At 47.8% G+C, this 26,084-nt stretch carries 22 protein-coding genes and 2 pseudogenes; 13 read left to right on the top strand and 11 right to left on the bottom strand.

From position 1 onward, the window contains the following. Nucleotides 1–9: 9 nt before the first annotated feature. Complete coding sequence (locus ACEW9I_RS20865) at nucleotides 10–744, bottom strand: superoxide dismutase (protein ID WP_373542250.1); 735 nt, start codon at nucleotides 742–744, stop codon at nucleotides 10–12. 323 nt (nucleotides 745–1,067) lie between these two features. Here ACEW9I_RS20865 and ACEW9I_RS20860 point away from each other — a divergent pair, with 323 nt between their 5' ends. The 4 genes from ACEW9I_RS20860 to ACEW9I_RS20845 all read left to right on the top strand — a co-directional run bounded on the left by ACEW9I_RS20860 (nucleotide 1,068) and on the right by ACEW9I_RS20845 (nucleotide 5,916). Next, nucleotides 1,068–1,262: a DUF2862 domain-containing protein gene (locus ACEW9I_RS20860; protein WP_373542249.1), complete on the top strand. Its 195-nt coding sequence runs from the start codon at nucleotides 1,068–1,070 to the stop codon at nucleotides 1,260–1,262. Between the two features lies 1 nt (nucleotide 1,263). Next, complete coding sequence (locus ACEW9I_RS20855; RefSeq protein WP_373542248.1) at nucleotides 1,264–2,358, top strand: ArsA family ATPase; 1,095 nt, start codon at nucleotides 1,264–1,266, stop codon at nucleotides 2,356–2,358. A gap of 589 nt (nucleotides 2,359–2,947) precedes the next feature. Beyond that, complete coding sequence (locus ACEW9I_RS20850; RefSeq protein ID WP_373542247.1) at nucleotides 2,948–4,081, top strand: HetZ-related protein 2; 1,134 nt, start codon at nucleotides 2,948–2,950, stop codon at nucleotides 4,079–4,081. A 65-nt stretch (nucleotides 4,082–4,146) separates the two neighbouring features. Further along, nucleotides 4,147–5,916 (top strand): M61 family metallopeptidase, encoded by a 1,770-nt coding sequence (locus tag ACEW9I_RS20845; RefSeq protein WP_373542246.1) that lies wholly within the window; start codon nucleotides 4,147–4,149, stop codon nucleotides 5,914–5,916. A 230-nt stretch (nucleotides 5,917–6,146) separates the two neighbouring features. Here the strand turns inward: ACEW9I_RS20845 and ACEW9I_RS20840 are convergent. The 3 genes and pseudogenes from ACEW9I_RS20840 to ACEW9I_RS20830 all read right to left on the bottom strand — a co-directional run. Next, nucleotides 6,147–8,030, bottom strand: a pseudogene (locus ACEW9I_RS20840) (CBS domain-containing protein); the annotation flags it as partial. A 331-nt stretch (nucleotides 8,031–8,361) separates the two neighbouring features. After that, nucleotides 8,362–8,505, bottom strand: coding sequence for a hypothetical protein (locus ACEW9I_RS20835; protein ID WP_373542245.1), 144 nt, complete (start codon nucleotides 8,503–8,505; stop codon nucleotides 8,362–8,364). Between the two features lie 48 nt (nucleotides 8,506–8,553). Continuing rightward, nucleotides 8,554–10,137, bottom strand: a complete 1,584-nt coding sequence (locus ACEW9I_RS20830; RefSeq protein WP_373542244.1) for a rhomboid family intramembrane serine protease — start codon at nucleotides 10,135–10,137, stop codon at nucleotides 8,554–8,556. An 85-nt stretch (nucleotides 10,138–10,222) separates the two neighbouring features. On the opposite strand from ACEW9I_RS20830, the gene ACEW9I_RS20825 reads away from it, so the two are divergent. Beyond that, the gene (locus tag ACEW9I_RS20825) at nucleotides 10,223–10,633 is read left to right on the top strand and encodes a DUF4332 domain-containing protein (RefSeq protein ID WP_373542243.1); all 411 of its coding nucleotides are present in this window, start codon (nucleotides 10,223–10,225) and stop codon (nucleotides 10,631–10,633) included. A 187-nt stretch (nucleotides 10,634–10,820) separates the two neighbouring features. Here the strand turns inward: ACEW9I_RS20825 and ACEW9I_RS20820 are convergent, their stop codons facing one another. The 3 genes from ACEW9I_RS20820 to ACEW9I_RS20810 form a co-directional block, all read right to left on the bottom strand. Beyond that, nucleotides 10,821–11,282, bottom strand: coding sequence for a hypothetical protein (locus tag ACEW9I_RS20820; RefSeq protein ID WP_373542242.1), 462 nt, complete (start codon nucleotides 11,280–11,282; stop codon nucleotides 10,821–10,823). 28 nt (nucleotides 11,283–11,310) lie between these two features. Then, the gene (locus ACEW9I_RS20815; protein ID WP_373542241.1) at nucleotides 11,311–11,925 is read right to left on the bottom strand and encodes a TetR/AcrR family transcriptional regulator; all 615 of its coding nucleotides are present in this window, start codon (nucleotides 11,923–11,925) and stop codon (nucleotides 11,311–11,313) included. Between the two features lie 311 nt (nucleotides 11,926–12,236). Next, complete coding sequence (locus tag ACEW9I_RS20810; RefSeq protein ID WP_373542240.1) at nucleotides 12,237–12,650, bottom strand: universal stress protein; 414 nt, start codon at nucleotides 12,648–12,650, stop codon at nucleotides 12,237–12,239. A gap of 230 nt (nucleotides 12,651–12,880) precedes the next feature. On the opposite strand from ACEW9I_RS20810, the gene pgk reads away from it, so the two are divergent. Continuing rightward, nucleotides 12,881–14,083 (top strand): phosphoglycerate kinase, encoded by a 1,203-nt coding sequence (gene pgk / locus ACEW9I_RS20805; RefSeq protein WP_373542239.1) that lies wholly within the window; start codon nucleotides 12,881–12,883, stop codon nucleotides 14,081–14,083. A 358-nt stretch (nucleotides 14,084–14,441) separates the two neighbouring features. After that, nucleotides 14,442–14,694 (top strand): annotated as a pseudogene (locus ACEW9I_RS20800) (hypothetical protein); the annotation flags it as partial. Here ACEW9I_RS20800 and ACEW9I_RS20795 read toward each other — a convergent pair. Continuing rightward, nucleotides 14,653–15,561 (bottom strand): TetR family transcriptional regulator, encoded by a 909-nt coding sequence (locus ACEW9I_RS20795; RefSeq protein WP_373542238.1) that lies wholly within the window; start codon nucleotides 15,559–15,561, stop codon nucleotides 14,653–14,655. The pseudogene ACEW9I_RS20800 and the gene ACEW9I_RS20795 overlap by 42 nt on opposite strands. A gap of 178 nt (nucleotides 15,562–15,739) precedes the next feature. Between ACEW9I_RS20795 and ACEW9I_RS20790 the strand changes: the two genes are divergently transcribed. From ACEW9I_RS20790 to ACEW9I_RS20780, 3 genes are all read left to right on the top strand, one after another. Further along, nucleotides 15,740–16,732, top strand: coding sequence for a Rieske 2Fe-2S domain-containing protein (locus tag ACEW9I_RS20790; RefSeq protein WP_373542237.1), 993 nt, complete (start codon nucleotides 15,740–15,742; stop codon nucleotides 16,730–16,732). Between the two features lie 97 nt (nucleotides 16,733–16,829). Next, a complete protein-coding gene (locus tag ACEW9I_RS20785; RefSeq protein ID WP_373542236.1) occupies nucleotides 16,830–17,525 on the top strand; it encodes a Uma2 family endonuclease in 696 nt (231 codons plus the stop codon). Nucleotides 17,526–17,671: 146 nt separating this feature from the next. After that, nucleotides 17,672–19,513, top strand: a complete 1,842-nt coding sequence (locus tag ACEW9I_RS20780) for a VWA domain-containing protein (protein ID WP_373542235.1) — start codon at nucleotides 17,672–17,674, stop codon at nucleotides 19,511–19,513. A 63-nt stretch (nucleotides 19,514–19,576) separates the two neighbouring features. Here the strand turns inward: ACEW9I_RS20780 and ACEW9I_RS20775 are convergent, their stop codons facing one another. Continuing rightward, on the bottom strand, nucleotides 19,577–20,755 hold the full coding sequence (locus ACEW9I_RS20775; protein WP_373542234.1) for a histidine kinase: 1,179 nt from the start codon (nucleotides 20,753–20,755) through the stop codon (nucleotides 19,577–19,579). A 347-nt stretch (nucleotides 20,756–21,102) separates the two neighbouring features. Between ACEW9I_RS20775 and ACEW9I_RS20770 the strand changes: the two genes are divergently transcribed. Further along, the gene (locus ACEW9I_RS20770) at nucleotides 21,103–22,692 is read left to right on the top strand and encodes a glycoside hydrolase family 57 protein (protein WP_373542233.1); all 1,590 of its coding nucleotides are present in this window, start codon (nucleotides 21,103–21,105) and stop codon (nucleotides 22,690–22,692) included. A gap of 88 nt (nucleotides 22,693–22,780) precedes the next feature. Here ACEW9I_RS20770 and ACEW9I_RS20765 read toward each other — a convergent pair whose 3' ends face one another. Beyond that, nucleotides 22,781–22,930, bottom strand: a complete 150-nt coding sequence (locus ACEW9I_RS20765) for a purine permease (protein ID WP_373542232.1) — start codon at nucleotides 22,928–22,930, stop codon at nucleotides 22,781–22,783. A 126-nt stretch (nucleotides 22,931–23,056) separates the two neighbouring features. Between ACEW9I_RS20765 and ACEW9I_RS20760 the strand changes: the two genes are divergently transcribed. Continuing rightward, nucleotides 23,057–23,893: a class I SAM-dependent methyltransferase gene (locus ACEW9I_RS20760; RefSeq protein WP_373542231.1), complete on the top strand. Its 837-nt coding sequence runs from the start codon at nucleotides 23,057–23,059 to the stop codon at nucleotides 23,891–23,893. A 73-nt stretch (nucleotides 23,894–23,966) separates the two neighbouring features. Next, nucleotides 23,967–24,662: a serine/threonine protein kinase gene (locus ACEW9I_RS20755; protein WP_373542230.1), complete on the top strand. Its 696-nt coding sequence runs from the start codon at nucleotides 23,967–23,969 to the stop codon at nucleotides 24,660–24,662. A 92-nt stretch (nucleotides 24,663–24,754) separates the two neighbouring features. On the opposite strand, the gene ruvB is transcribed toward ACEW9I_RS20755, so the two are convergent. Next, a complete protein-coding gene (ruvB, locus tag ACEW9I_RS20750; RefSeq protein ID WP_373542229.1) occupies nucleotides 24,755–25,891 on the bottom strand; it encodes a Holliday junction branch migration DNA helicase RuvB in 1,137 nt (378 codons plus the stop codon). Between the last annotated feature and the right edge of the window lie 193 nt (nucleotides 25,892–26,084).

Genomic DNA, 26,084 nt, shown 5'->3' with positions numbered 1-26,084 from the left:
GGGCTGAATTTAAGCTGTGAGCGATCGCTCGAATCGCCGATTTACTTCAGTCCAGTTAATCACATTCCACCACGCTGATAAGTACTCAGGGCGACGATTTTGATAGGTGAGATAATAGGCATGTTCCCACACATCATTTCCCATAATTGGGTATAAACCTTGGAAAATTGGACTATCTTGATTAGATGTAGTCACGATTTTTAGCTTACTTTTATCATTTATCAACCACACCCAACCACTGCCAAATAACTTGGTGCCTGCGTCATTAAATTGGGTTTTGAAAGTATCGAATGTCCCAAATTGAGACTTAATTGCAGTGGCGATCGCCCCTGTCGGCGCACCGCCAGCTTTTGGTCCCATGATTTGCCAAAACATCGTATGGTTGAAATGTCCGCCACCGTTGTTTCTCACTGTGGTCTGAATATCTTTGGGGAGTGTGCCGAGGTTGGTGAGCAGTTCTTCGACAGTTTTGGGCTTGAGCTGAGGATATTTGGCGATCGCCGCGTTCAGATTTTTGACATAAGTAGCGTGGTGGTTATCATGATGAAATTTCATCGTCTTGGCGTCGATATGCGGCTCTAGGGCGTTGTAATCATAAGTCAATGGTGGTAGCTTAAATTCGCCCGTGGTTGCGGTGGTGGCGATCGCTGGAGCCGCCCAGACGGGAGGATTGGCACTACCCAACCAGGTGACAACGGTACTCGCACTGAGTAGATAAAGGAAGTTGCGTCTGGTGGTCATCATAAGTCGATCGCCGCGATGAGATACTCTCTATAGTCTGACATATTTCACCAAGCGATCTAGCGATTGATGAGTTGCTTGTCAATTAAACCATTCACTGTCTTGATTCTCTAAACCCTTGGGGAACCCGTAGACGTTGGCGTTGGCGTAGCCTGCCGTAGGCATACGAAGCTCGGCGTGTCGTTGGCGTAAGCCTGCCGTAGGCACAGACGGAGCGAGAATCGCCATTCACCTTCCACACGATCGCTCCCATCCAAGTTAATCTGCGCCAATGATTGCTGGTAAACTGTGGAGTGGAGAAATTACACCAACTAACTAGAAGTTCAATGGAAATCGGTCAACAAGTCAAAGTTTTTCGCCTCAGAGATCGGGTATCGGACGGCATTGCCAGTAAATTAGGTAAAATAGGGACAGTGACAGAGTTCAAAATGACCGATGGTAGCGGTGTCGGTGCTGTCGTGCAATTTGAAGACAAAACCAGTACGTGGTTTTTTGAAGACGAACTCAAAGTTGTAGAATAATATGCCCCAAATTCTCACCTTCCTCGGCAAAGGCGGTTCAGGTCGGACTACAGTGGCGATCGCCGCCGCCAAACAACAAGCCAACCTGGGTCGGCGGGTGTTATTTGTCAGTCAAGATCCCACGCCAGCTACGGGGATCTTACTGGGTGTGCCCCTCACTGACAAACCCCAATCGATCGGTGCCAATCTAGCCGTAGTCTCAATCTCAGCGACTGCGGCAATCGAACGGGGTTGGGAAGATATCAAGCAAGTGGAAGCCCGCTACTTGCGATCGCCCCTGCTCCGCAATGTGTATGGGCAAGAGTTGGCAATCATCCCTGGTATGGATAGCGCGATCGCGCTCAATGCCCTGCGCCAGTATGATGCTAGTGGTCAGTACGATACGATCGTCTATGATGGCACTGGCGATATTACCACGCTGCGGATGGCGGGAATGGCAGATAGTCTGAGCTGGTATCTACGTCGTTTTATCACTGTCGTGGAAGCATCGGATCTCTGGAAAACGGTTTCCCCGATCGTGCAGCCAGCAATGGCAGGTATTTTGGCGATCGCTTGGACGGGTGAGAGTGTGACTGGGCAACCGCTCCAAGAGGCAAATAACGCCCTTTCAGCTAGTCAAGCTGTAATCAGTAATCCCCAGCGCGTGGTGGGTTATCTGGTGACGACAGACGAGCCAGCAGCGGTGGCTACGGCTAAATATTTGTGGGGAAGTGCCCAGCAATCAGGATTGACGATCGGTGGTGTGATTTTCAATCAAGCCGCTGCGACTGGGATCGGGTTGGAATTCGAGCCATTGGCGATCGCCGCGCTTCCGACGCGGATCGATACTGATTGGCAACCTTTAATGGATGCGATGCCGGACTTTAGTCAAGCGATAACTGCTCCCAAACCGATCGCCATTGATGTCTCCAAGCGGGAGGTACGGCTCTATTTGCCTGGTTTTGACAAAACCCAAGTGAAGCTGACACAATCGGGGCCAGAGGTGACGATCGAAGCTGGAGATCAACGCCGGAATATTTTGTTGCCGCCACCGCTGAAGGGGGCGAGTGTGACGGGGGCGAAGTTTCAGAATGGTTATCTGATTATTTCGTTTTAATCTAATAAATATTTACACTCATCTCCTGAGACGGTGAGCAACTGCCAAGCGCGGGACAGATCGCCGACTTCTCAAAGAAGTCGGCGATCTAGCGTGGTGTCTTGCAACTTTTTAGTTACCTTTTAGTTACCTTTTAGCTCTGATTTGGTACCTAATTTGGTTAGAATATATCTATCCTAATACAGATGGCTGACAAGCCAAAGCTGTAGGGATTCAGTTCCAGCCAGATTGGCTGTTCGCTCGACAGCAGCAATAGGCTGTCAGTGATGGCGATCCCTCACAGCCGCCCGATCTCATCACCTACATCTCGTTTTACATCCATACAATTAGTAATACACCGATCGCCACTTCTAGCCGATCTTGATTGTCTCGGATTAACTTGTGCTCCAAATTAGAATTAGCTATGCCGATCTACCACTTTCATCCCACTTCAGCATAATTACGCCCTGCCCATCCAATTAACATTTACATCGAGATCGAGATCGAGCCATTCAGCCGCCCCGTAGATCGAATACCATCAGTTATATTGTGGATCGAAGCTAAGCTGAGGCATCTTAATTTATACCGAGGGGATAGGAGCAATCGCCAGATGACGAAGGTAATCACAGATAAAATCGCCACTCAATGGGAAACCCGCATCGCCACAGAATGTCAGGGGCAAAGCCCCACCAATCAAGCAACTATTCTCAACTGGTTGCTGGGTGAAGATCGGGAACGGCTGGAAACACTCGATCCCGAACATCTCAAAATTGTCGATCGCGCGATGGACTATCGGTGGCGGATTCTGCTCCAACGTTACCTCGGATTGCCACCAGAACGAGCGTACAAAAATCTGATGCAGCGGTTGGGTGGACTGCCAGTATTGCGGGACAAAATTCGGGCATGGTTGACACTGAGCAACGATCGCCAACGTCAAGTCATCGATGTCTTGCAAGAAGTAATTCAAGAGCTACTTCAGGGTGATAAATATATCCAACAACAAATCGCCTGGATCGGACAATGTACCAAAAATCCGCGCCTACGCGATACGCTCCTATTTGCCAGTATTGAAGAGTATTGTCTGCGCCCAGTTCGCAATCAACCACTACTCGCCCATCGGTTTGTCAACTATCTACGCCGATCGCAAAAAGGTGGCGTCACCAATGTCCCTCAAAGCGATCTCATCAAGATTGTCTCTGATGAGATCGTGGGTGATAGCGACTCCACCTTCAGCCTCCTTGACAAGCAGGCTCAGGATGATTATCAGCAGCAGCAAGAGTGGGAGGAAACCCAAATTTCACGCGATCGTGTCAAAGGTACACTTCGCAACTATCTGATCGAAAATGTCAGTCCCGAAGCTGGGATCTGGCTCGATCTCTACCTTCAGGGCAAAACGCCAGAAGCGATCGCCATTGTCTTGAAAATGGACATCAAGCAAGTGTATCGGCTCCGCGAAAAAATCAACTATCACACGCTCAAAGTCTTCGCGATCAAAGCCGAGCCAGAACTCGTTTCGCAATGGCTACATATCTCCCTCCAAGAACACAATCTCGGCTTAACTCCCCACCAATGGGAACACTTTTGCGAACAGTTGGAGCCGAAGCAGCGCGAGATTACGCTCGGCTTAAAGGCTGGTACTTCTGTCGAATCGATCGCCAAAGCTCTCAAACTCAAAACCAATCAAGTCATGGGAGAATGGGGTCAAATCTATCTAGCCGCACAAGCACTCCGAACCAGTAGCTAGCGATAAGCATTAACATAACTGCTCATTTAGGATCGCCATCTAGCCCCAAGGATAAAATTTTCCCAATGACTCAATCCACAGCGAGTGTCATCTCCGCGACTCCAGCTCATCCGCCAAAATTAGCTTATCAAGTAGCGATGCCTCAGCCGCAGACTCATTTGTTTGAAGTACAGTTGACGGTGAGTAATTGGCATGGTGACGTTCTGGATCTAAAGATGCCTGTTTGGACACCTGGATCTTATTTGGTGCGGGAATATGCCAAGCAGTTGCAAGACTTTTTGGCAACAGATGGCGATTGGCAAAGAAAATTAGTTGCAACAAAGGTTGCTAAACATCACTGGCAAGTTCAGACAGCGAATGTGGATGTAATTGTCATTAGTTATCGGATGTTTGCCAACGAACTCACCGTGCGGACAAATCATTTAGATGCGACACATGGATATTTCAATCCAGCCGCATTATGTTTTTATATATCTGGTTACGAACATTGCCCGATCGAGATTAGCATCGTACTACCTCATCCCGATTGGCAGATCGCCACGCCACTACCATCAATTAGTCCTCAAACTTTCTTAGCTTCAGATTTTGATACCTTAGTAGATAGTCCATTTGAAATCGGTAGACAGCAGATTTATGATTTCACCGTCTTAGATAAACCGCATCAATTAGTAGTGTGGGGAGAAGGCAATCTCGATCCGCAGGTAGCGATCGCGGATATTCAAAAAATAGTCGCAGTGGAAGCCAAAATCTTTGGTGGATTGCCCTATGAAAAATACATATTTTTACTGCATCTTTCACCCGCTGGTGGCGGCGGATTGGAGCACAAAAATTGCTGTTCCCTACTATATCCGCGCTTTAGTTTTCAAGGTGGCGAAAAACACAATCGCTTCATGCAGCTAGTCGCGCATGAGTTTTTTCATCTCTGGAATGTCAAACGGATTCGTCCCGCAGCTTTGGAAAAATTTGATTATGAAGGTGAAAACTATACCCCTTCACTCTGGTTTAGCGAAGGAACGACTAGTTATTACGATCTGATAATTCCCCGTCGAGCAGGAATTTATGATGCTAAAGAGTTTTTAGCCGAACTTAGTAAAGAAATCACCCGCTTTCTCACCACACCAGGACGATTGGTACAACCGCTAAGTGAGTCTAGTTTTGATGCCTGGATCAAATTGTATCGTCCCGATGCCAATAGTGCCAATTCCCAAATGTCCTATTATCTCAAAGGAGAAATGGTGACATTATTACTAGACTTGTTAATACGCGATCGCACCAATGGAGCCAAATCTTTTGATGATGTGCTAGTTGCTATGTGGGCACAGTTTGGGAAAGATGAAATTGGGTTTAGTGAACTTCAGCTAAAAAATATTATCGAATTAATTGCCGAGCGAGATTTAACGGAATTTTACGATCGCTACATTCATGGTGTCGAAGAACTCCCTTTTAATGAATATTTATATCCCTTGGGGATCGAACTCAAACCAGTCGAGCGAGATATTCCCTATTTAGGGATCGATGTCAAAACCGAACATGGTAGAGAAATTATCAAATCTGTCGCCAGCAATTCCCCCGCTCAATTAGCCGGAATCGATCCAGGTAACGAACTCCTCGCGATCGATGGATTTAAAATTAGTGCCGACAAACTCGCCGAGCGACTCAGCGCATACCAAGTCGGACAACAAATTAATATCACTATTTTTCATGCCGATCGATTAGTCACACTACCAGTAACTCTAGCCGCACCTCAACCCCAACAATACCACTTGCGGACTGTGGAATATCCTAGCGATCGACAACATCAACTATTTAAAGCTTGGTTGATAGTTGATAATTGATAGAGCCAGATATAGATCTTTGTAGGTGGGTACTGCCCACCATCTAGGGTTTAAGCAATCTCTATCCGTTCGCGGAGCGTACCGTAGGTAATCGATATTTGGACTTAACTAACGTGAGTTTGGGTTAAGAATAGCCTAGAGACTGAAGTCTCTGCTCATGATGCAAAGTCCGCCTGCGCGGACTAGTTAATCAGTCCGCGCAGGCGGACTTTGCAATATGAGCCACGATTTCACTCGTTGGCACTCCAGTCGCTACGGACAAACTCTTCGGCACTCGCACGATCTGTGACTTCACCATCTAAAGTTGCCGCGAGTAAACTATCTAATATTTGGCGATATTGTGGCCCAGGTTTATAACCCAATTGTCGCAAATCGTTACCAGTTAAAATCGGTTGAATATTTACCCACACCGTCAAATATCGCCAAATCTGCCGCCGCATCCTCAGATCTCGATACCGTACAGCAATTAAGATGAGCATCGCTAAATCGTATTGTCGTAGCAGTCGCACTACTTGACTAATGCGATCGCAAGTGGGTAATGATGAGACGATCTGCGCTTGCGATCGATCCAAATTTTCCAATCTATTGATACTATCTTCAGGTAATTGGAGATTTTTGGAGACAGGCTGCCGAAATGGGGGGGCGAGAGCGGCAATTATCGCCTCCAAGCGGATTTGCCAGTGGCTGAGTCGCTGCTGAGTGTCGAATCTTCGCAAACACCGCTCTAGTAACCGGAGTTGGTGCAACAACTCTGGCTCTAGCTTTAGTGTCGGGTGGATACACTGCAACGCTCCCAAGTCAGCTAATAACTCCAGTGCAGGCTGCCAATAACTAGTCTCCAGCAGATATTTTAATTCAGCTTTGAGGCGAGCTTGCAATGCGGGAGTCTTGGCATGTGCGTGGGCGGTGCGATCGTAAACGCCACTAGCGATGGCATAACGGATATAGCCCTCCGTTTGAGTTTCGATTTCAAAACCCAAGCGTACAGCAAATCGCACCCCCCGATAAATACGCGTCGGATCTTCAATTAAACTATTGGGATGCAATACCCGAATTTGTCTAGCTTGTAAATCTGGCAGCCCACCAAAAAAGTCTAGCAATGGCGCACCCGCAGCAGGTGTCAACCGCAGAGCCATCGCATTGATCGTAAAATCACGACGATACAAATCCTGACGAATCGAACTCGCTTCTACTTCAGGATTGGCGGCAGGATAAGGATAGAACTCGGTTCTAGCAGTAGCGATATCGATGCCCAACTTACCAAGCTCAGGATCGCCATCCCATTGCAACGCCGCCGTCTGAAACGCGCCATGAATCTCCAGATGTGCGGCTGGATATAGCTCCTGAAGTGCAGTAGCAAGCTTGACACCCGCACTGACATCCGCTGCTTGATGAAAGCCATCTACTACCAAGTCGATATCTTGCAGTGATAGCTCGGCTGTTGCATCAGCCAAAAGTAAATCTCGTACTGCTCCACCGACGAGATAGAGATGCCAGCCCCATTCCTGAGCGGCTTGGGCGGCTGTAAGCAGTAATTTCCATAATTGGGGTGCAAGCTTGGTTTGCAACTGCTCAAGAGCCAGAGGAGCCGCGATCGGGTTGGTATTCGAGTCGATGGGGAGGGTTGCGGAGATCTTTACCCCACCCCAACCCTCCTCTTGGAAAGGGGAGGGAGTACAAGCCCCCTCTTTATAAGGGGGGGTTGGGGGGGTAATATCTGGTGTAGTCGCGATCGATCCTACGATCTGTCTATACTGCTCCCACCCTCTCAACACATCAGTACGAGTCACTATCCCGACCAATTTTCCATCTGCTACCACTGGCAATCTACCAATATCATCAGCCACCAGCAACGCCGCAATTTCTGGCAAAGACGTATCTGGCGCAACAGTCTTCACCTCGGTTGTCATCCACCCCTTGACAGGCATCAGATCGAAACCATGATGCGCCGCAATCTCCACATCCCGCCGCGCCACAATGCCAACTAATACACCCGATCGATCGACTATCGGCAACCCCGAATGTCCATACCGTAGCATCGCCGCTCGTACCTCACCAATCGTCGTCTCTGGCGCGATCGATCGGATCGGCGCAGACATGATATCTCTAGCAGTAAGCATTACATCGATATCGATCGCTGACAAATTATGCCCATCTCCATCCATTAATCCCAACTAAACCCTAAAGTGGAGTGAATTCCGCACCACGCTTCACACTAATCGAACCTTATGCAGGGGAGTTTGAGGGGCGGCATCCCGCCTCTCAACGGGGGGTCTGGGGGTCGGCGGCTCGCGCTCCTCGGCTTTGCCGAGGGTTTAGCGAGACAAGACAGTACCCCCAGATCCGGGTTCTGCCCCCACTAGAAAACTCGAAACTCACAAATTCTCTTCATTTACCGCCACGCCGAAGACAACAAGTCATAAACAGCACAAACCTCAAACCCAACTACCGATTAGCCCGCCGATCCTGCTCCCGCCGTTGTCGATCGCGCCAACCCAATACAGTCAGGTAAACTATCCCCAACGTCACCACCACCAACAGCCCAAAAGCACCAATTCCCAAAACCTGCACCAGCGAAAAAGTATCCATCAATCGCAAATATTGTTGTCCAAGAACAGAAGATCCTCTCTCATTCTACTACCTCGATCGAACCTCACTCCGCCGCCCAAATTGTAGCAATATCAACCCCACCACAAATCCGATCGTCAGCCCCGAAAAATGCCCCGAAATACTAGTGCGCCCATTAGTAAGATCGAAAATCAGCTGAAAGCCCACACTAAATAACACCGTCTGAAACTGACGCCCAGCCGCCGCCACCTTTGTCTGTCGCCACCCGCGCAGGTGAATCGCCCCCATCGCCCCCAGCATCCCCATAATCGCCCCAGAAGCACCGACAGTCACTTGTAGTTGATTAGCCCAGCGCGTATCAAAATAGGTGATAAACGCCATCGAGCCAATTCCTGCTAGTAGATAAGCCAGCAGATAGCGCACCGAACCCAGTCGATGCTCGACAAATTTACCCAAATAAAACAAGCCCAACATATTCATCCCCAGATGCAAGATCCCCAGATGAATAAAATTCGCTGTCACAATCCGCCACCATTCACCAGCCAGCACCAACGGAGCCGCCAACCCACCCCAGGAAATCAAACTAAAATCTCCATTGCCCGCCTTCGATTGCCACGCCAGCTCCGCACAAAAAATGAGCACATTGAGCACGATTAAGAGATTGGTAACGGGAGTTGCGGCATTGGTGGGCGTCTGAATGCTATATCGAGCATCCTGCGATATTGTCGCCTCAATTTGCGCTACAGTTGCCCAGTCGATGGGGGTGAGTTTATCCAAATTCGGTAATGGTTGGGACAACCGCCAAGTGATATCTTGTTGAATGCAGCGATCTGTTGTACTTTTGCGCTGGAGTTTTGTCAATTTGTGCCGTGCTACCTCGACTTTGCCAGCAGCTAACTCAGCAGTGCCGATCCAAAATTGGTGGATGTCGGCTGGATACGTCGAGAGGAGCGTATGAAATAACTCGCTCACTGCTTCTACCCGCCCACAGTAGGCGAGAATATACATTTTCAGGAGCTGTAAATTCTGCGTGTTAAGCTGACGATCGCGATCGAGTTTCATTACCTCCGCAATACAGCGACGCAAATCCCCCGTCTCAGCAAATGCCCGTAAGTAATATACTAGGGTTGTCGATCGATCGAGTTGCAACTGCTCCCGCGTCAGCCGTGCCTCCACCCAAGCAATATACTCATGCCAACGATCCAGAGAGCGATATAATAGAGCGGTTGCCGATCGCCCGATCTCCGTGCGATCGCCCCGACGATCGCGATCGAAGATCGCCTGAGCTGCCTCAAATTGCCCCGTCTGAGCTACCTCAATCCCTGCCAGTAGCTGGTGGTAGTTCCACATCCCATCGGTCGGCATCAGCCATCTGAGCACCTTAGCCAGCCGACTCGCTGCCAGATACTGCGACTTGGCGATGAGTGATTCGAGTCGCTGCATCAGGGACATCGGGATCAGTAGTAAGACAATCCATGCGCCGATCCCGATCTTGGACATCCGCTCGGGCTGATAGTACCAACTCATAGATAAGATAATCAGCACCACCACCGCCGAAATCTTCAGGCTGGTATTACTCCGGGACGTCGGCAACAACATCGCCACACAGTAAAACATCGCAATCTGAACCAAAACAATACTGGTAAAGTCCATTAGTATTCGATCGTGGATATTTACTTGAATACTTACTATCTTAGCTAGTTCTCGATCGCTCGCTTACTCTATCACCCTCCTGCTCATGATTTGCGATTGGTCGATCGGCGATTTACCTGGATTAAATGATACCGAGCAAGCTTTATTGATCGAGCTAGGTATCACCACCACCAGCCAATTATTGACAGTTGCACCCGATGCTGCAACTAAACAACAATTAGCCATTAGTCTGGGTACCAAAATCCAATACGTCAACAAATTAGTTGCCTTAGCCGACTTAGCCAGAATCCCTGGCATCGGTTGTCAATACAACGGTTTGCTGATCCATACAGGCATCATCTCTGTCAAACAATTAGCCCAAATGCCCGCTCACAAAATCCATCAACAAATCCTCAAGCTTCATGTCGCCACCCTCCAACGCCGCGATCTCTGCCCAGATCTCGCCCAAGTCCAGAACTGGATCGGACAAGCTCAGGAGTTAGGCTTTAGGCTTTAGGCTTTAGGCTTTAGGCTTTAGGTTTTAGGCTTTAGGCTTTAGGCTTTAGAGGTAGGGTGGGCACTGCCCACCACCTAAGGTTGACGCAATTTTTATCTAACAAATATTTGCGTCCAGCCACTTATATCAGGGCTGAAATCTAGATGGTGGGCAGTGCCCACCATACAAATTATCTAGGTTTTAGGTTTTAGTGAGAATTTGAATTTCCTGAGATCGCTACTTTAATTAACATCGCTCCTAGCCAAACTAGCACACAACCGATCGCGATCCCTCCGCCAATTGGCACTGGTCTAATTGTCATCCGACTGCCGCTCTGAAGCGTGCTAATTACAGACCATAGTAGTGCAAATGCGACAATCATCCCGATCGCCATGGACGATACTCCCACCACTATCGCCTGACTACGCTCCTGCTGTGCCCAATCAACTAAATCCTGCCACGTCCGCTGCCGATTTTGTAACAATGTCAACAATTGCCAGCTACTGACACCAGTCATCCCCATCCCCGCAAATGCCATGTATTTGCCCGCCGAACGTGGAATATTCAATGTGCTAAATAATTCCTCTGGCTCAAAGCTCCCGCTGAAAATCAAAAAGATGCCGACAGATAAAGCAACAATACTAATAATTAGGCGGTGATGAGTTTTCATTTTTACAGTCAGCTCACATCATAATTTACTATTTTTTAGCTAATACCCCATTCAAAAATATATCTGCTAATCCTTCCGCCATCTCCTTCATTTCCAGTGGACTAGCACCTGGTTGCGCGATCGTTTCGTGACTAAATCCCGCCACTACAAACATCCCTAAAAATACCTGCGCGATGACGCGCGGATTCATCTGCCGATAGACACCCCGCTCCATCGCTGTCTGAAAAAATGCTTCCGCCACATCAGTCATTTTTTCAATCACTTCGGACTGAATGCGATCGCGTAAATCTGGATGGGATTGGACTTCCATAAAACAGACGCGCATCATGTCATAGTTTTCTCCCAACCGTAGCATCCGCTTGTACATCACTTGCGAGATCGCTTCATAGCTCGCCATCTCGCTCAATTCTGTTAACAAATCTGTCAATAATTCGATCCAGCCATTGGTTGCCACTTCGACCAAGATTGCTTTTTTGTTAGTAAAATGACGAAATAAAGTCCCTTCCGCAATCCCTGCTTTTTCGGCTAATTCTTTAGTAGTAGTCCCATCATAACCATTGCGCGCAAACAGCTTTTGAGCGGCTTTGAGGATTTTATCATGGGTACTTAGCTCGGTCTTTTGTCTGCCATTAAATATCTGCATACATACCCAGCACGATCGAATGCCTATTAAGTGAAATCTCTACAATTATTACGTTAATAAAAGTTAGTAGCTACTGTTTACTTCACAGTTCTTTAGAGATAGTCTCTTACTAGTGTCAAATTGGCTCTCTGGGGGAGTGGGTGGATGGTGGATGGTGAATGGTGAATGGAAGGTTGTCTATCGATTGGGTGGGAAGAGAGTAGTTACTGGGCTGCACGATCTCGAACTTACTTTAAGTTGCTGCACATATTCAGTCTGATTTTAGTAAGCCTCACATCTAAGGAACGATCGACACTGGACAGGGAGCCAACTTATGGCACGATCAGCACTGGACAAGGAGCCAAATCGATCGTCCGACTAGCGACACTTTCCGAGACATGCTCCAAATCCAAACCATTGCCTCGACTGCCCATCACGATCAGATCGACATTGAGTTCATCGGCGACATCGCAGATCGTAAACGCTGGCTTACCCTCGCGTTGGATGATTTCCGACTTGATGCCACGCTTTGCAAATAATTCTTGTGCCGAATGCAGCAGCTTATCGACAGCATCGGGAGACTGCATCACCGGATCTTCGAGCACCTCGGCATCGAGATCTGGTGTCTCGACGACAGATAGCAAGATCAACTGACTCTGATACTTTTGCACCAGATCGATCGCGACCGCAATCGCTTCATGGGCTTCGCGAGAGCGATCGATCGGAAATAGAATTTTGTTAAACATACACTGAGGCTAACTAATCGCGACGTTTATCCTCCGACGATCTTATTCTCGATCGCTAGCTTCAACTCGATCGCGATTGGTAACAAATCTACACGGGTTTTCCGGTAGAATTGAGAACGGCAGAGCTAAATGTTGTCTTTAATACAGCACAAATCAGTATTAATAATTTTCTCAGCTTTAAAATCGAGATAAAAATTAACCACAATATACAAGTTTCAGGAGTTTAACCAATGCCCAAGAAGTCTATTTCTAGTTTGTCCGCTGCCGATCTCACAGGGAAGCGCGTCCTCGTCCGTGCCGACTTCAACGTCCCTGTCGATGATGCTGGCAACATCACCGATGATACCCGGATTCGCGCCGCACTTCCCACCATCCAAGACCTGACTAGCAAAGGTGCCAAAGTCATCCTCAGCAGCCACTTCGGTCGTCCCAAAGGCGTCGATGAAAAATTGCGCTTGACGCCAGTTGCCCAGCGGTTATCGGAGCTACTAGGACAAGATGTGGTCAAATGCAATGACTGCATCGGCGATGAAGTCGCCAGCCAAATCGCCGCGATGGCAAATGGACAAGTTGCCCTCCTCGAAAACGTCCGCTTCTACCCCGAAGAAGAGCAGAACGATCCTGAGTTTGCCAAGAAATTGGCGGCTAATGCGGACTTGTATGTCAATGATGCGTTCGGTACCGCCCACCGCGCCCATGCTTCCACTGAAGGCGTCACTAAATACCTGAGTCCTGCCGTTGCCGGATATCTGATCGAGAAAGAACTAGAATATCTCCAAAACGCGATCGAAAAACCTCAAAAACCATTAGCCGCGATCGTCGGTGGTTCCAAAGTATCGAGTAAAATCGGTGTCATTGAAACCCTCCTCGACAAGTGCGACAAATTATTCCTCGGTGGTGGGATGATTTTCACCTTCTACAAAGCGCGGGGTTTGAATGTTGGTAAATCCTTGGTCGAAGAAGACAAATTAGAATTAGCTCGTGCGCTGGAAGCCAAAGCAAAAGAGCGCGGTGTCGAGCTGTTATTACCCACAGACGTAGTAGTTGCCGATAGCTTCTCCCCCGATGCCAACTCCCAAATCGTCGATATCAATAATATCCCCGATGGTTGGATGGGCTTAGATATCGGCCCCGATTCACTCAAAGTTTTCCAAGCCGCTTTAGCTGATTGTAAGACTGTAATTTGGAACGGCCCGATGGGTGTATTTGAATTTGCTAAATTCGCCGCTGGTACCGAAGGCATCGCCCACACTTTAGCCGAAATCTCCAAAACTGGCGCAATCACAATCATCGGTGGTGGTGACTCAGTTGCCGCAGTCGAACAAGTTGGTTTAGCAGACCAAATGAGCCACATTTCGACAGGTGGTGGTGCTTCATTAGAATTACTAGAAGGCAAAATTCTCCCTGGGATTGCAGCATTAGATGATGCGTAATTTTACGATTTAACTGCAATCGATCGATAAATATAGCCCCGACTTATCTAATCAGTCGGGGCTATATTTATAAGAATTAGCAAAATCTGCTAACTTAAAGCAGAGCATCACCTCGTAGCTCGCTCGATAGCTTAATTATCAGATTCCATCATCAAACCAATCGCTAATTTAAAAGGAGATCGTAGGTTGGGTTCTGCTCTGCTCCACCCAACGCTACAAGTATCGGCATTGTTGGGTGTTGGGTTTCATTCTTCAACCCAAACTACAGTAAAAACGAACTCGAAATTAAAGTTGTGCGTGATGAACTAGCAATTTTGACTTGGAATAGAATCGGGATCTCAATATGAAGGAAGCAATTAAGCGATCGATCGCGATCGTCAAAGGGATAATAATCGTCGAACAAACTCCAGACTATATCATTCACGGCAAAACAAGTTTTACCGGATTTGACAATGGTATCAAACCACAAATAGGCTGGTATGTAGAGTATTTAGAAAGGGGCAAAACGTCTATTTTTTTGCTACTAATACGATATTCGCGATCGCACATATCTAGCTGCTCGAACAGAATCAACCCGCCGCCGCCACCCAATTAATTACGGTGTTATGTGAGACTCCAGTTTGCCGTTCGATCTCGCGGAAGCTCATTCCCTGCTGATGCAGTGTCAGACATTGCTGCTTAACTTCTGGAGGATAGCCGCGCTGACTGTATCCATCAGCGAATTGTTTGCCACAAGCCTTGCAAATATAACGTTGCTTGCCATGTCGATGTCCATTCTTTGCTACTCGATCGCTACGGCAATGTCCACATATCATTACATTGCTGTGCATTAATAGATCGTCACCGATGTAGGGGCTGAGATACGCACAGAGTAATTTTTTTAGCTCCGAATATAGCTTTTGCCGATGTTCGCGATCGCTTTTAAGGGCAGTTAGGAACAAGCCATTGTAAGTGCGATGAAAGACTTCAGCAATCAGTTCGCTGTTTTCTCGACTGAGATCGGGGTTGCGCTGTTGGCAGATATTGGCGAATTGGTCGATTATCATCCGATCGAACTTATCGTCAAATAGGACAAATAGTCCTGGGATCGGGGCAAGAAAGTACTGTAGGTAAACAATCTTGTGGATCGGATGCTCGAAGTACTCGGCATGAGTATCGACCATTTCATCGATCGTTTGGGCGAGGGGACGGTGGACATCTTTGGTGAGGAGTCTGGTATTGACGATCGCCACTTGCTCCATGTGCTCGGCTTCTAGAGCGTGAAAGATCGCCAATTTGTCAGGGAAAAATTGATAGATCGAGCCAATACCGCAGTCGGCTCGATCGGCTATTTGCTGGGTGCTGGCGGCGGCATAACCCACCTCAGCAAAGACTTCTGCTGCTGCGGTGAGGATGGTGGCTACTCGCTGTCGTCCCCGTTGCTGCTTGGGTTGACGGCGCAGCGAATTCTTACTTGACATTTGTGAGGATTTATTCATAAAATTGTGATATCGACGTTCCATCAGGATTTAGAAATTTACAGGATTCGCCGGATTAGCGGTTCGCGATCTGGAGGAAACCTCCAGATTAAGCGAAACAAGACGGTTATCGGTGCTAACCTGCGTTCCCTATCCTCTACCCTCTACCCCCTATTCACTATTCACTATCTCCTAAACTATGAACATGCTCCAAGGCTCACCCTGGCTGCTGGCTCACAAATCTATGCTAACAGTCAATAAACCTCACAAAGTATCGCTCTATGGCAAAGATTATGTATTGTGGAAAGATCGCCAGGAAAATATCAATGCGCTCGAAAATATGTGTCCACACATGGGTGCGATGTTGTCGGCGGGTTGGTGTGAAGTGAAATCGGATGTTACTAGTACGGTAGTTTGTCCATTTCATGCACTGGAATTTGATGCAAAAGGATGTACGATTTTACCTGGTTCTAATAAGCAAACATTACCGCAGTTAGCACCATTAGAGTTGATTATGCAAGGCGACTTTATTTGGTCTTATGGCGGCTGCGAACCAAAAATACCGATTCCAAATATTCTAAATGAAATTGCGGCTAGTTACGATCTTGTGGGTCATACAGGAGATTGTAGCGTTGAGACAGACTTGCGCTCGATGTTATTAAATATGCACGATTACAATCACCAGAATGGTACTCATCGCGAGATGTTTAAAATTACAGAGGTACAGTTCGATCGATTTATCGATGAGGGGCATCATTCTCATGCTTATTATGATATGCCAACTGCACCGAATAGTCTTCAGGAGAAAATCAAGAACCCAGCTTTATTTATGATGCCGAAAGTGTTGTCGGCACATTTAGAAAATTACTTTCCTTATTTAGTGATTTTTCATAACGATCTCCCAGTTGGAACGGTAGCTCAGTGCCACTTATTCGTACCAGAGTCAGAAGAGAGAACTCGAACTTATGTATTATTGTTCGGTCAACCTAAGAATCCTCTATTTAAGCTGATAGGTAAGAACTTTTTAGATGTTGTGAAAGTAGTGGTGGAGCAGGACGCTGAGATTTTAGGTAAGATTTATCCTAATGCGCCGCAAAAGATAAAATTAAATAATGAAGTTGGAATGGACTGGGTACATCGGAATTTTGATAGTTTTCCTACCATTGAATCATCGAGCTTATCTACTAATTAGTCAAGCTTTTAAAAGAGTGAAACCCAATGCTCTCACAAGCATCGTCATTGATAGATCGAACGAGTAAAATAACTATAGATCTTTTGGTATAGTAGCCATGTTCCAGTACGAACTACCCAGATACCTCCCCACCGCAGACGAATTACCCTGCTCTGATGATACTCCAGTGGATAATGAACTCCAAGAACTCATACCTGGCTTGCTCAAATCAATTTTACAGATTTTATGGGCAGAGCGAATGGATTGGTTTTTTGGAATTGATATGGGGATTTATTATCATCCAGAGCAACCACCGATTGTGCCTGATGGATTCCTCAGCTTGGGTGTAGAAAGATTTTACGATGAAGAGTTACGTCCCAGTTATGTATTGTGGGAAGAACATGTCGTACCCAGCTTTGTGCTGGAAGTAGTTTCGGCTACTCCTGGTCGAGAATATACCAACAAGCTCGATGAATATGCCAAGATGGCAGTCTTGTACTATGTCATTTATAATTCTAAGCGGCGACGTCAGCCAAAATTAGAAGTTCATAAACTTGTAAATGGGCGATATGAATTGCAAGATAGTAACCCATTTTGGATGCCGGAAATTGGTTTGGGTATCGGTTGTGAGCGTGGCGATTATAGTGGCTTAACGCGAGATTGGCTGTATTGGTATACAGAAGACAATCGCCGTTATCCCACACCAGCAGAACAAATAAAAGAAGGGCAAATACAAGTCGAGCGAGAACGAGATCGATCGAACAAATTAGCTGCTAAATTACGATCGTTGGGTATCGATCCAGATGAAGATTAGCCGAGTCGATCGACAAACTATCGATCGTCAACGAATACATTTACAATGATAAACAGCTAAAAGTCCGGTCGAGCCAGTAGTAGTTATTAAAAGTCGATCTATGGGCAGAATAGATCGGATATCCATCATCAGAATGGTCATAAAATATGCAAGTTACTTATGCTCTGAGTCAGCCCATTGTCGCTGTAGGCGAGTCGATCGCGGTAGACTTATTAATCGATTTTAATGCCGCCCAGACTGTCCAACTCGCGACGCGTCGCCCGCTCAATCTTAGCTTGGCGATCGATCGATCTGGTTCGATGGGTGGTAATCCGTTGCGGTATGCAGTCCAAGCTGCACAGCAATTAGTTGACAGGCTCACACCTGAAGATTATCTCTCCGTGGTTATCTATGACGATACCGCCAAACTCATCTTACCCCACCAACCAGCGATCGATCGCGCCGCAATTAAACAGTTAATTGGCAATATTCAGGCGGGTGGTTGTACCAATCTCAGCGGTGGGTGGTTGCTAGCTTGCGAACAAATCACATCGCAGCAGTCACCCGATAGGTTGAATCGCGTCTTATTACTCACTGACGGACAGGCAAATCGCGGCATCACCGATCCGCAGATCCTGATTAATACTGCCAAAACTCAAGCAGCAGCCGGAATTATTACGACGACTTTGGGCTTTGGGAGCAATTTCAATGAAGACTTATTGATTGGGATTGCCAATGCTGGCGAGGGCAATTTTTACTTTATCCAGTCACCCGACGATGCCACTGAGGTATTTCGGATCGAGCTAGAAACCTTACTCGCTGTAGTCGGTCAAAATCTCACCGTGACGTTGATACCGACGGCAGGGGTCAAATTCGGAGCAATACTCAATAACTACCGCTCTCAAGTCCAGGGAGAGGGCATCACGGTCTATTTGGGAGATATCTATAGCAATGAATCGCGACAACTGGCGATCGCTGTTACCACTGCCGCTCGGACGACACCAGGGGAAATCCCCCTCGCCCAGGTGAGCTACAGTTATCAGGGCATCGAAAACCAAGCGATAAAATCATTTAGCGATCGCCTATCAGTATCAGCCAGAGTCGATGTTGCCGCAGTCGCGCAGAGTGCCGCACCAACTCCGCAGACAGTCGAACAACTGAGTAAATATCGGATCGCTAGCGTCAAAGAACAAGCGATCGCCTTAGCAGATCGTGGCGACTTTACCACCGCAGTCGAGCGACTCAATACCGCCATTGCCGACATCAAACGCCTCTTGGCGATCGAGTCATTTAAAGTCCTCGAAGAAATCTCCCAACTCGAACACTACGCCCAACAACTCGATCGGCGTCAGTTCAATCCCGCCATCCGTAAGGAGATGCGCGATCAGGCATATCAAGCCCAATCTCGCGATCGCGACGATCTCAAACTACGCGGTGTCACATCTGGTTCCGCTGCTAGCCTCGAAGCCACTACCAGTGCCGACAGTGGTGTCCTCGTCGAATGTCTGCGTGAAGGTGGCAAATTGCGCGTGCGCGTCCTCTCCGAGGGCTACGATGCTAGCCTCAATGTCCAGTTTCCCCGCAGCATCCGCGAACCAGATGTCCGATATGTTGTCGATGAGGTGACACTCTCCACCGACGGCACATTTTATCGCGTCAACGGTACCATTCGCGAGCTAGTTTTGCCAGGTCAACAACGTCGTCAAGCCCACACCGCGACGCGCCACCCAGCCAGTACGCCCAAGAAAACTGCGGCAAATGCGATCGGTTCGGCAGCAGATCTCCCAACCATTACTAGCGTGGGTAATGGCGTGTTGATTCAATGCGTGAAAGATAAAAGTAAGCTCCGCGCTCGCGTAGTTTCCGATGGTTATAATCCCGATTTTAATATCCGTTTTCCCCGTAATATTCGAGAGGAAGGGATGTTGTTTGTGGTTGATTCTGTCGAGGAAATTGCTAGTGGCGGTTCTTATATTCCCTATGGGAAGATTCATCGCTTGGTGCAGTAAAAGTGGATGGTGGATGGGTTGCTCGATCGGCAACTCTCTAACTAATCTAGATCGCACCAACCCCTAACCCCGATACACCAACAATGTAAAATTAAACACACTTCCCTTCCCCAGCGACGATTCCACCCAGATTTGACCATAATGAGCGCGCACGATCTGTTGACACACTGCCAAACCGATCCCATAGCCAGATTGGCGCAGATCGCGATCGAGTCTGTGGCGATCTTGGAAAATATGCTGGTGATTTTCCTTGGGGATGCCTAGTCCATTATCAGCGATCGTGACTTGAATGGTTTGAGCGGTGCGGTGGAGGGCACTGACGCGGATGTGACCGCGATCGGGCGTATATTTGATCGCATTGTCCAACAAGTTGGTCATCACCTGCCGCAGCTTATCGGGATCGCCATAAACACAGGGAATATCCAGCGGGATATCGATCGCGATCGTGTGTGATTTGGCTTGAAATTGCAGATCGAGCTGAGAAATTACGCCAGAAACTAGGTCGTTAAGATCGAGTTTTTGGGGGCGCAAATCGACTTCATTGGTATTGGTGGCTAGCGGTTGGAGGATGTCTGTGACTAGGCGATCGATCGATTGGAGCTGAGTCCGCGCGCGTTCGATCAATTTGGCAATCTGGGCGGGTTCGAGCAAGTTGGCACGATAATCAGCGGGATTGTGGATAATTTCGAGCGTTCCCAAGGCGAGAGCGGCAGCGGTGAGCGGATTGCGGAGATCGTGTGCCAGTACGGACATCGCGCGATCTTGTAACTGCAAGCGATCGAGTAATGCGGCTTTTTCTTGTTTGAGTTTAAAAATTTCGTCAGTGAGTGCGATCGATTTACTCACATACCCGATCGACTCACTCAATAAGATCTGCTTGGTTGCTTGCGGATCTGCGTTTACCGTACCAGCATCAGCATCATCTTCGCTAGCAATTAGCTCCTCTTGCCATCGTTCCCACCAATTATCGATCTGATCGCTGAGGTTGCTCCCCGCCAAGATCTGGCGAGGAGTCGGATAGAGCTTGAGCAGTGCGGGGGTGGCAATTACGCGATAGTGTTCCGCCAGATCGGGCTGTTTGCCCACATCGACTACTTGTAGCTCGAACGCATGTTCGGCTCTGAGCACTTCTAACTTGTCACGGATTTCTTGATTGTGGATGTAACTAGTCATCCGCTCGTCCAGAAACAGCAACAACTGTAACGATCTCGATGAATTACTGAGTGGATAGCGATCTGACATTCATTTACTGGGCTTACCTTGACTCCGCTTGGCACTAGCACCCGCCACCGCAACAACATCGACAGCTAAGTTTGGTATTCGGAGTCTTGAAATTTGACTAGGCTTTAGTATGACTGGATTTTACGTTTTCTTAACAAAAAATTAATATTAGTTAAAAAATTGTAATGCTGGGACGCAGAGGGCGCGGAGATGGGGGAGAGCGCGGAGATGGGGTTAGTGGGGATCGGATTGGAGCGTTGTACCAAGAATAAATAACAAGTAACAAACAAAAGAGGACGCAAAGCTTAAAATAAGATTAACGATAGTGTCTTGCTATCTGCCATTTCCTGTTCCCACATGCTATCCCTATGAGTACTCCGCTCGGTTATGTTGCGTTGGTATTACACGCTCATCTCCCCTTTGTCCGCCATCCTGAGAGCGATTTTGTGCTCGAAGAAGAATGGCTGTACGAAGCCATCACCGAAACATATATTCCCCTACTCCACGTTTTTGAGGGATTAAAACGGGATGGGATCGATTTTAAAATCACCATGAGCATGACGCCGCCATTGGTGTCGATGCTGCGCGATCCCTTGCTCCAAGATCGCTATGACGAGCATCTCGCCAAGTTAGAAGAATTAGCCCACAAAGAGATTGACAGCAACGAGCACAATGGACATATCAAGTATCTAGCCGAGTATTATGTCAGCGAATTTGCGGCAATTCGCAAAACTTGGGAACGACACGATCGCGATCTGATCGGTGCTTTCAAAGGATTTCTAGATAGCAATAATCTGGAAATCATCACCTGTGGCGCGACTCACGGTTATTTGCCACTGATGAAAATGTACCCCGAGGCAGTGTGGGCACAAATTCGCGTCGCGTGCGAACATTATGAAGAAAATTTCGGTCGCGCTCCCAAGGGGATTTGGCTGCCAGAATGTGCTTATTATGAAGGCTTGGAGCGGATGCTGGCGGATGCTGGCTTGCGCTATTTCCTGATGGATGGACATGGGATTATGTACGCCCGTCCCCGTCCGCGATTTGGCAACTACGCACCGATCTTTACCGAAACTGGGGTCGCAGCCTTCGGACGCGATCAAGAGTCTTCGCAACAAGTATGGTCGTCGATGGTGGGCTATCCAGGCGCACCAGAATATCGGGAATTTTATAAAGATCTAGGTTGGGATGCGGATTACGACTATATCAAGCCGTACATCATGCCCAACGGTCAACGCAAAAATATCGGGATCAAGTATCACAAGATCACCTCGAAGACTGGTGGCGAAAAGGCTCTCTACGATCCCTATTGGGCGAAGGAAAAAGCTGCCGATCACGCTCAGAACTTCATGTACAATCGCCAGCAACAGGTCGGTAATCTCGCGGGGATGATGCCGCGTCCGCCGCTGATTGTCTCGCCCTACGATGCCGAATTATTTGGTCACTGGTGGTATGAGGGACCGTGGTTCATCGATTTCTTCTTCCGCAAATCTTGGTACGATCAACAAACCTACCAGATGACGCACTTGGCGGACTACCTTCGCGCCGAACCGACGCAACAAGTATGCCGTCCGTCCCAGTCAAGCTGGGGTTACAAGGGTTTCCACGAATACTGGTTGAATGAGACTAATGCATGGGTGTATCCACACCTCCACAAAGGTGCCGAACGGATGATCGAATTGGCACGGATGGAGCCAGAGGATGAATTGCAGTGGCGCGCGCTCAATCAAGCCGCACGGGAATTGTTACTAGCGCAATCTTCGGACTGGGCATTTATCATGCGCACGGGGACGATGGTACCTTATGCTATTCGCCGTACGCGATCGCATCTAGTCCGCTTCCACAAACTGTATGACGAACTCCAAGCGCGAAAGGTTGATAGTGGCTGGTTGGAAAAAGTCGAGACGATGGACAATATTTTCCCCAGTATCAACTACAGAGCTTATCGCCCCTTATAATGCGATATCTATCCCCGATTTTTGGCAAGCAGTCGGGGATATTTAGGAACAATTTTCAGCTACAAATATGGTAACTATTTTATCAAAACTAGGGATTAATCACATGAGAAAATAAGCCGACGAGTACTAGAGTCAATGGGAGCAAGATCAGAATCCCATTAATAGTTGTGCCAATCGATGGGGTAATATTTTCGGGAGGATTGAGTTCGGAAGCGTGACTATTACTACTAGTTTTCATATTCAAATATTCAGGGTAATTAACTGTTAGGTCTAGTGTGAAGCAAATCGCCCCCAGTGACATCACTCGATCGAATGATTGTCACCTTCTAGACAGTCAACCAAAATGAATATCGATGTAGCTACCATGTCAAATTCTGAAGCAAGCATCAACTGGTATCAAACATTTACTCCAGAGTCACACCAACGCCATAACTGGTATAATGCTGTCGCCGCAACTTACGATCGCGTCAGACCAAAGTATTCAGTACAATTGTTGGATCGTGTTGTCGAAGTTGCCAAAATACCTGGAAATGGGAAGATTTTAGAAGTCGGTTGTGGCCCAGGTACAGCGACGATATCGTTAGCTCAAAGAGGATTTTCAGTAGTTGCTTTAGAGCCAAGTGTAGAGGCGAGTGAGATCGCTCGTCAACAGACGGCTGTCTATCCCCATGTCGAAATTATTAACAGTAATTTTGAAGAATGGGAGCCAGCAGATCGCTCATTCGATGCCATTATTGCAGCAACTTCTTGGCATTGGGTCGCCCCAGCAGACAAACATCTCAAAGCCGCATCGCTGCTCAAAGCTGGCGGTAAGCTCATATTATTGTGGAATACGGGGATGCAGCCACCGATTGATATTTTTGACAATTTAGCTGAAGTATTCGAGCGATATTTACCGACTTTTGCCACATACAAAGAGCCAGAAACTCAATTAAGTGAGGTGAGTACGATTGCTAGATCGGCGATCGATTCTGGACTATTTACAGACCTACATCAAGAATACCGAGCGATCGAAGTTAATTATTCGATCGATGATTATCTCGGACTTTTGACTACCTATTCACCTTGTATTGCCTTATCTCCAGCAGACAGATCCGAGCTATTAGCAAGACTGCGAATAGTATTATCACAAAATGACGATCGCCAGATCCCACTCTCGTATCTTGCTGTTTTTCAGATTGCGACTAAAATCAACCACTAATGATTAACAAACTCAATCGCTCGTCCCAGTAGGTGCGAACTTAATCTATCCAATTACAGCAGGAGTAGCGACCATGACCATGCGCCCACCTCACATCAGCGGAGCGGAAAGTCCAGAGTTCGATCGATCGTTGTTGAGTCAACTTATCCAATGTATCGACCGAGAACTATTAACCCAGATTCACCTCAAAAGTAGTTCTACTCATAATCCGGTAGTAGTCGAGCAAGTACCAATTCCTTGGCAGCTCTTGGGTGCTGGCAATTATGCAGCAGTATTTGCTCATCCCGACTATCCCCAGCAAGTGGTCAAAATCTATGCTCCTGGCTTGGCTGGTTTTGAAGAAGAAACCGAGGTTTATCGGCGGCTCGGTGCTCACCCAGCTTTCTCGGAATGTCTGTATGCTGGCGCAAATTTCCTAGTCCTCAAACGGCTGGATGGAGCCACTCTGTATGACAGCGTGCAACAGGGATTAAGTATCCCAGAGCAAGTCATTCAAGATATCGATCGCGCCTTGGATTATGCGCGTGCTCAAGGACTCAATCCCTTTGATGTGCATGGACGGAATGTGATGATGTTTGAAGGCAAGGGCTACGTCGTAGATGTCTCTGACTTTTTGCATCCCGGCACCTGCCCCAAATGGCGGCACTTAAAACAAGCTTATTATTGGCTATATTGCCCCATTATCCGACCATTAAAATTACGTATTCCTTACTCATTGCTAAATGTAGTTCGCAAGAGCTATCGATATGTCCGATCGCACCTGCTTTGAAGAAATTCGCGATCTCTTCAAAGCCGCAGGTATAGCAACCGCCAAGTCTGTGATGCTATACTACCGCGATGTTTGGCATGTTCGCCGGAGGTCTATTCCTCTAGGAAGGACAACTGTGCGCTACTATCGCCCCCTGTCAATCCCAAATGCCGCCGCGCCGCCGCCGTTACTACCCGCCCCCGTGGCGTCCGTTGGAGGTAGCCGATTTGCAATAGATACGGCTCGTATACTTCCTCGATCGTCTGACGATCTTCGCCTGTAGATGCCGCTAGCGCGTCCAAGCCCACTGGGCCACCATTGAACTGCTCCGTCATCGTGGTGAGCAACAAGCGATCGACCCAATCCAATCCCAGCGGATCGACATTATAGATCTCCATCGCGGCACTAGCGATCGCCCCGTCGATCTGAGCGCACCCTTTCACCTGCGCGTAATCCCGCACCCGCTTGAGCAAGCGATTGGCAATCCGAGGCGTCCCGCGCGATCGTCTGGCGATTTCCGCCGCACCCTCGAATGTGACTGAAGTTTGCAAAATATCTGCCGTCCGTTGGACGATAAGTGTCAATTCGTCCACCTCATAAAAGCGGAGCTTTTGCACCAGTCCAAAGCGATCGCGTAATGGAGCTGTCAGCGAACCGATCTTGGTGGTTGCGCCTACCAGCGTAAATCTGGGTAGCGCAATACTCCGCATCTTCGCCGTTGCATTTTGTCCCTGTGTGATATCTAGCCGAAAATCTTCCATCGCTGGATAGAGGATCTCTTCAGTGACACGCGGTAAACGATGAATCTCATCGATAAATAAAATATCACCAGGCTGCAATCGCATCAAGATCCCATAGATATCGCGGGTACGCTCCAGTGCTGGAGCTGCCGTAATCTTGCAATTTACGCCCATTTCCGACGCCAATATCAACGCCATCGTCGTTTTACCCAGTCCTGGCGGCCCATACAAGAGCAAATGATCCAAGGATTCATGACGGACTTTGGCAGCTTGAATGGCGATATCGAGGACGCCTTTGAGATCTTTTTGACCGATATATTCGCGGATACTACTCGGTCTGAGACTTTCTTCCTGGATCTTTTCTTCAGGATTGGTGAGATCGGCTTGGAGTATTTCTGAGTCAACAGTGGCTAACTGCATGGGGAGAGATGGTTTATTGCTACTTTTCTTCCTCTGTTTGGGCGGCTGTTCGGCATCAGATGCTGGCTGTTTTGAGGAGATGATTGCCATGTCAGATGGGAGATGAATAATTTACCCCATTATCTCAATTATTAGTCAACGCGATCGTTAGACGATCTAGCCAACATTTTCAGCTCGTAGCTCCCGACCTTGGCACCAAGGACATCTACTATATTATATCTAGATATTATACTCAATTATGCAAATACAGGTACAAATGAACTTAGTTGCTGCTGACTTTGCG

Source organism: Chamaesiphon sp. (genome assembly GCF_041738855.1).
Lineage (GTDB): Bacteria > Cyanobacteriota > Cyanobacteriia > Cyanobacteriales > Chamaesiphonaceae > Chamaesiphon.
This window is presented reverse-complemented; position numbering and strand designations above follow the sequence as displayed.

What these genes read in the sequence shown, in the direction of transcription:
- ACEW9I_RS20850 (WP_373542247.1), top strand. Translation starts at nt 2,948, where the DNA reads ATGACGAAGGTAATCACAGATAAAATCGCCACTCAATGGGAAACCCGC.
- ACEW9I_RS20860 (WP_373542249.1), top strand. Translation starts at nt 1,068, where the DNA reads ATGGAAATCGGTCAACAAGTCAAAGTTTTTCGCCTCAGAGATCGGGTA.
- ACEW9I_RS20795 (WP_373542238.1), bottom strand. Translation starts at nt 15,561, where the DNA reads ATGAATAAATCCTCACAAATGTCAAGTAAGAATTCGCTGCGCCGTCAA.
- ACEW9I_RS20775 (WP_373542234.1), bottom strand. Translation starts at nt 20,755, where the DNA reads ATGTCAGATCGCTATCCACTCAGTAATTCATCGAGATCGTTACAGTTG.
- ruvB (WP_373542229.1), bottom strand. Translation starts at nt 25,891, where the DNA reads ATGGCAATCATCTCCTCAAAACAGCCAGCATCTGATGCCGAACAGCCG.
- ACEW9I_RS20785 (WP_373542236.1), top strand. Translation starts at nt 16,830, where the DNA reads ATGTTCCAGTACGAACTACCCAGATACCTCCCCACCGCAGACGAATTA.
- pgk (WP_373542239.1), top strand. Translation starts at nt 12,881, where the DNA reads ATGCCCAAGAAGTCTATTTCTAGTTTGTCCGCTGCCGATCTCACAGGG.
- ACEW9I_RS20765 (WP_373542232.1), bottom strand. Translation starts at nt 22,930, where the DNA reads ATGAAAACTAGTAGTAATAGTCACGCTTCCGAACTCAATCCTCCCGAA.
- ACEW9I_RS20760 (WP_373542231.1), top strand. Translation starts at nt 23,057, where the DNA reads ATGTCAAATTCTGAAGCAAGCATCAACTGGTATCAAACATTTACTCCA.
- ACEW9I_RS20835 (WP_373542245.1), bottom strand. Translation starts at nt 8,505, where the DNA reads ATGGATACTTTTTCGCTGGTGCAGGTTTTGGGAATTGGTGCTTTTGGG.
- ACEW9I_RS20780 (WP_373542235.1), top strand. Translation starts at nt 17,672, where the DNA reads ATGCAAGTTACTTATGCTCTGAGTCAGCCCATTGTCGCTGTAGGCGAG.
- ACEW9I_RS20845 (WP_373542246.1), top strand. Translation starts at nt 4,147, where the DNA reads ATGACTCAATCCACAGCGAGTGTCATCTCCGCGACTCCAGCTCATCCG.
- ACEW9I_RS20810 (WP_373542240.1), bottom strand. Translation starts at nt 12,650, where the DNA reads ATGTTTAACAAAATTCTATTTCCGATCGATCGCTCTCGCGAAGCCCAT.
- ACEW9I_RS20815 (WP_373542241.1), bottom strand. Translation starts at nt 11,925, where the DNA reads ATGCAGATATTTAATGGCAGACAAAAGACCGAGCTAAGTACCCATGAT.
- ACEW9I_RS20830 (WP_373542244.1), bottom strand. Translation starts at nt 10,137, where the DNA reads ATGGACTTTACCAGTATTGTTTTGGTTCAGATTGCGATGTTTTACTGT.
- ACEW9I_RS20865 (WP_373542250.1), bottom strand. Translation starts at nt 744, where the DNA reads ATGATGACCACCAGACGCAACTTCCTTTATCTACTCAGTGCGAGTACC.
- ACEW9I_RS20755 (WP_373542230.1), top strand. Translation starts at nt 23,967, where the DNA reads ATGACCATGCGCCCACCTCACATCAGCGGAGCGGAAAGTCCAGAGTTC.
- ACEW9I_RS20770 (WP_373542233.1), top strand. Translation starts at nt 21,103, where the DNA reads ATGAGTACTCCGCTCGGTTATGTTGCGTTGGTATTACACGCTCATCTC.
- ACEW9I_RS20855 (WP_373542248.1), top strand. Translation starts at nt 1,264, where the DNA reads ATGCCCCAAATTCTCACCTTCCTCGGCAAAGGCGGTTCAGGTCGGACT.
- ACEW9I_RS20790 (WP_373542237.1), top strand. Translation starts at nt 15,740, where the DNA reads ATGAACATGCTCCAAGGCTCACCCTGGCTGCTGGCTCACAAATCTATG.
- ACEW9I_RS20820 (WP_373542242.1), bottom strand. Translation starts at nt 11,282, where the DNA reads ATGAAAACTCATCACCGCCTAATTATTAGTATTGTTGCTTTATCTGTC.
- ACEW9I_RS20825 (WP_373542243.1), top strand. Translation starts at nt 10,223, where the DNA reads ATGATTTGCGATTGGTCGATCGGCGATTTACCTGGATTAAATGATACC.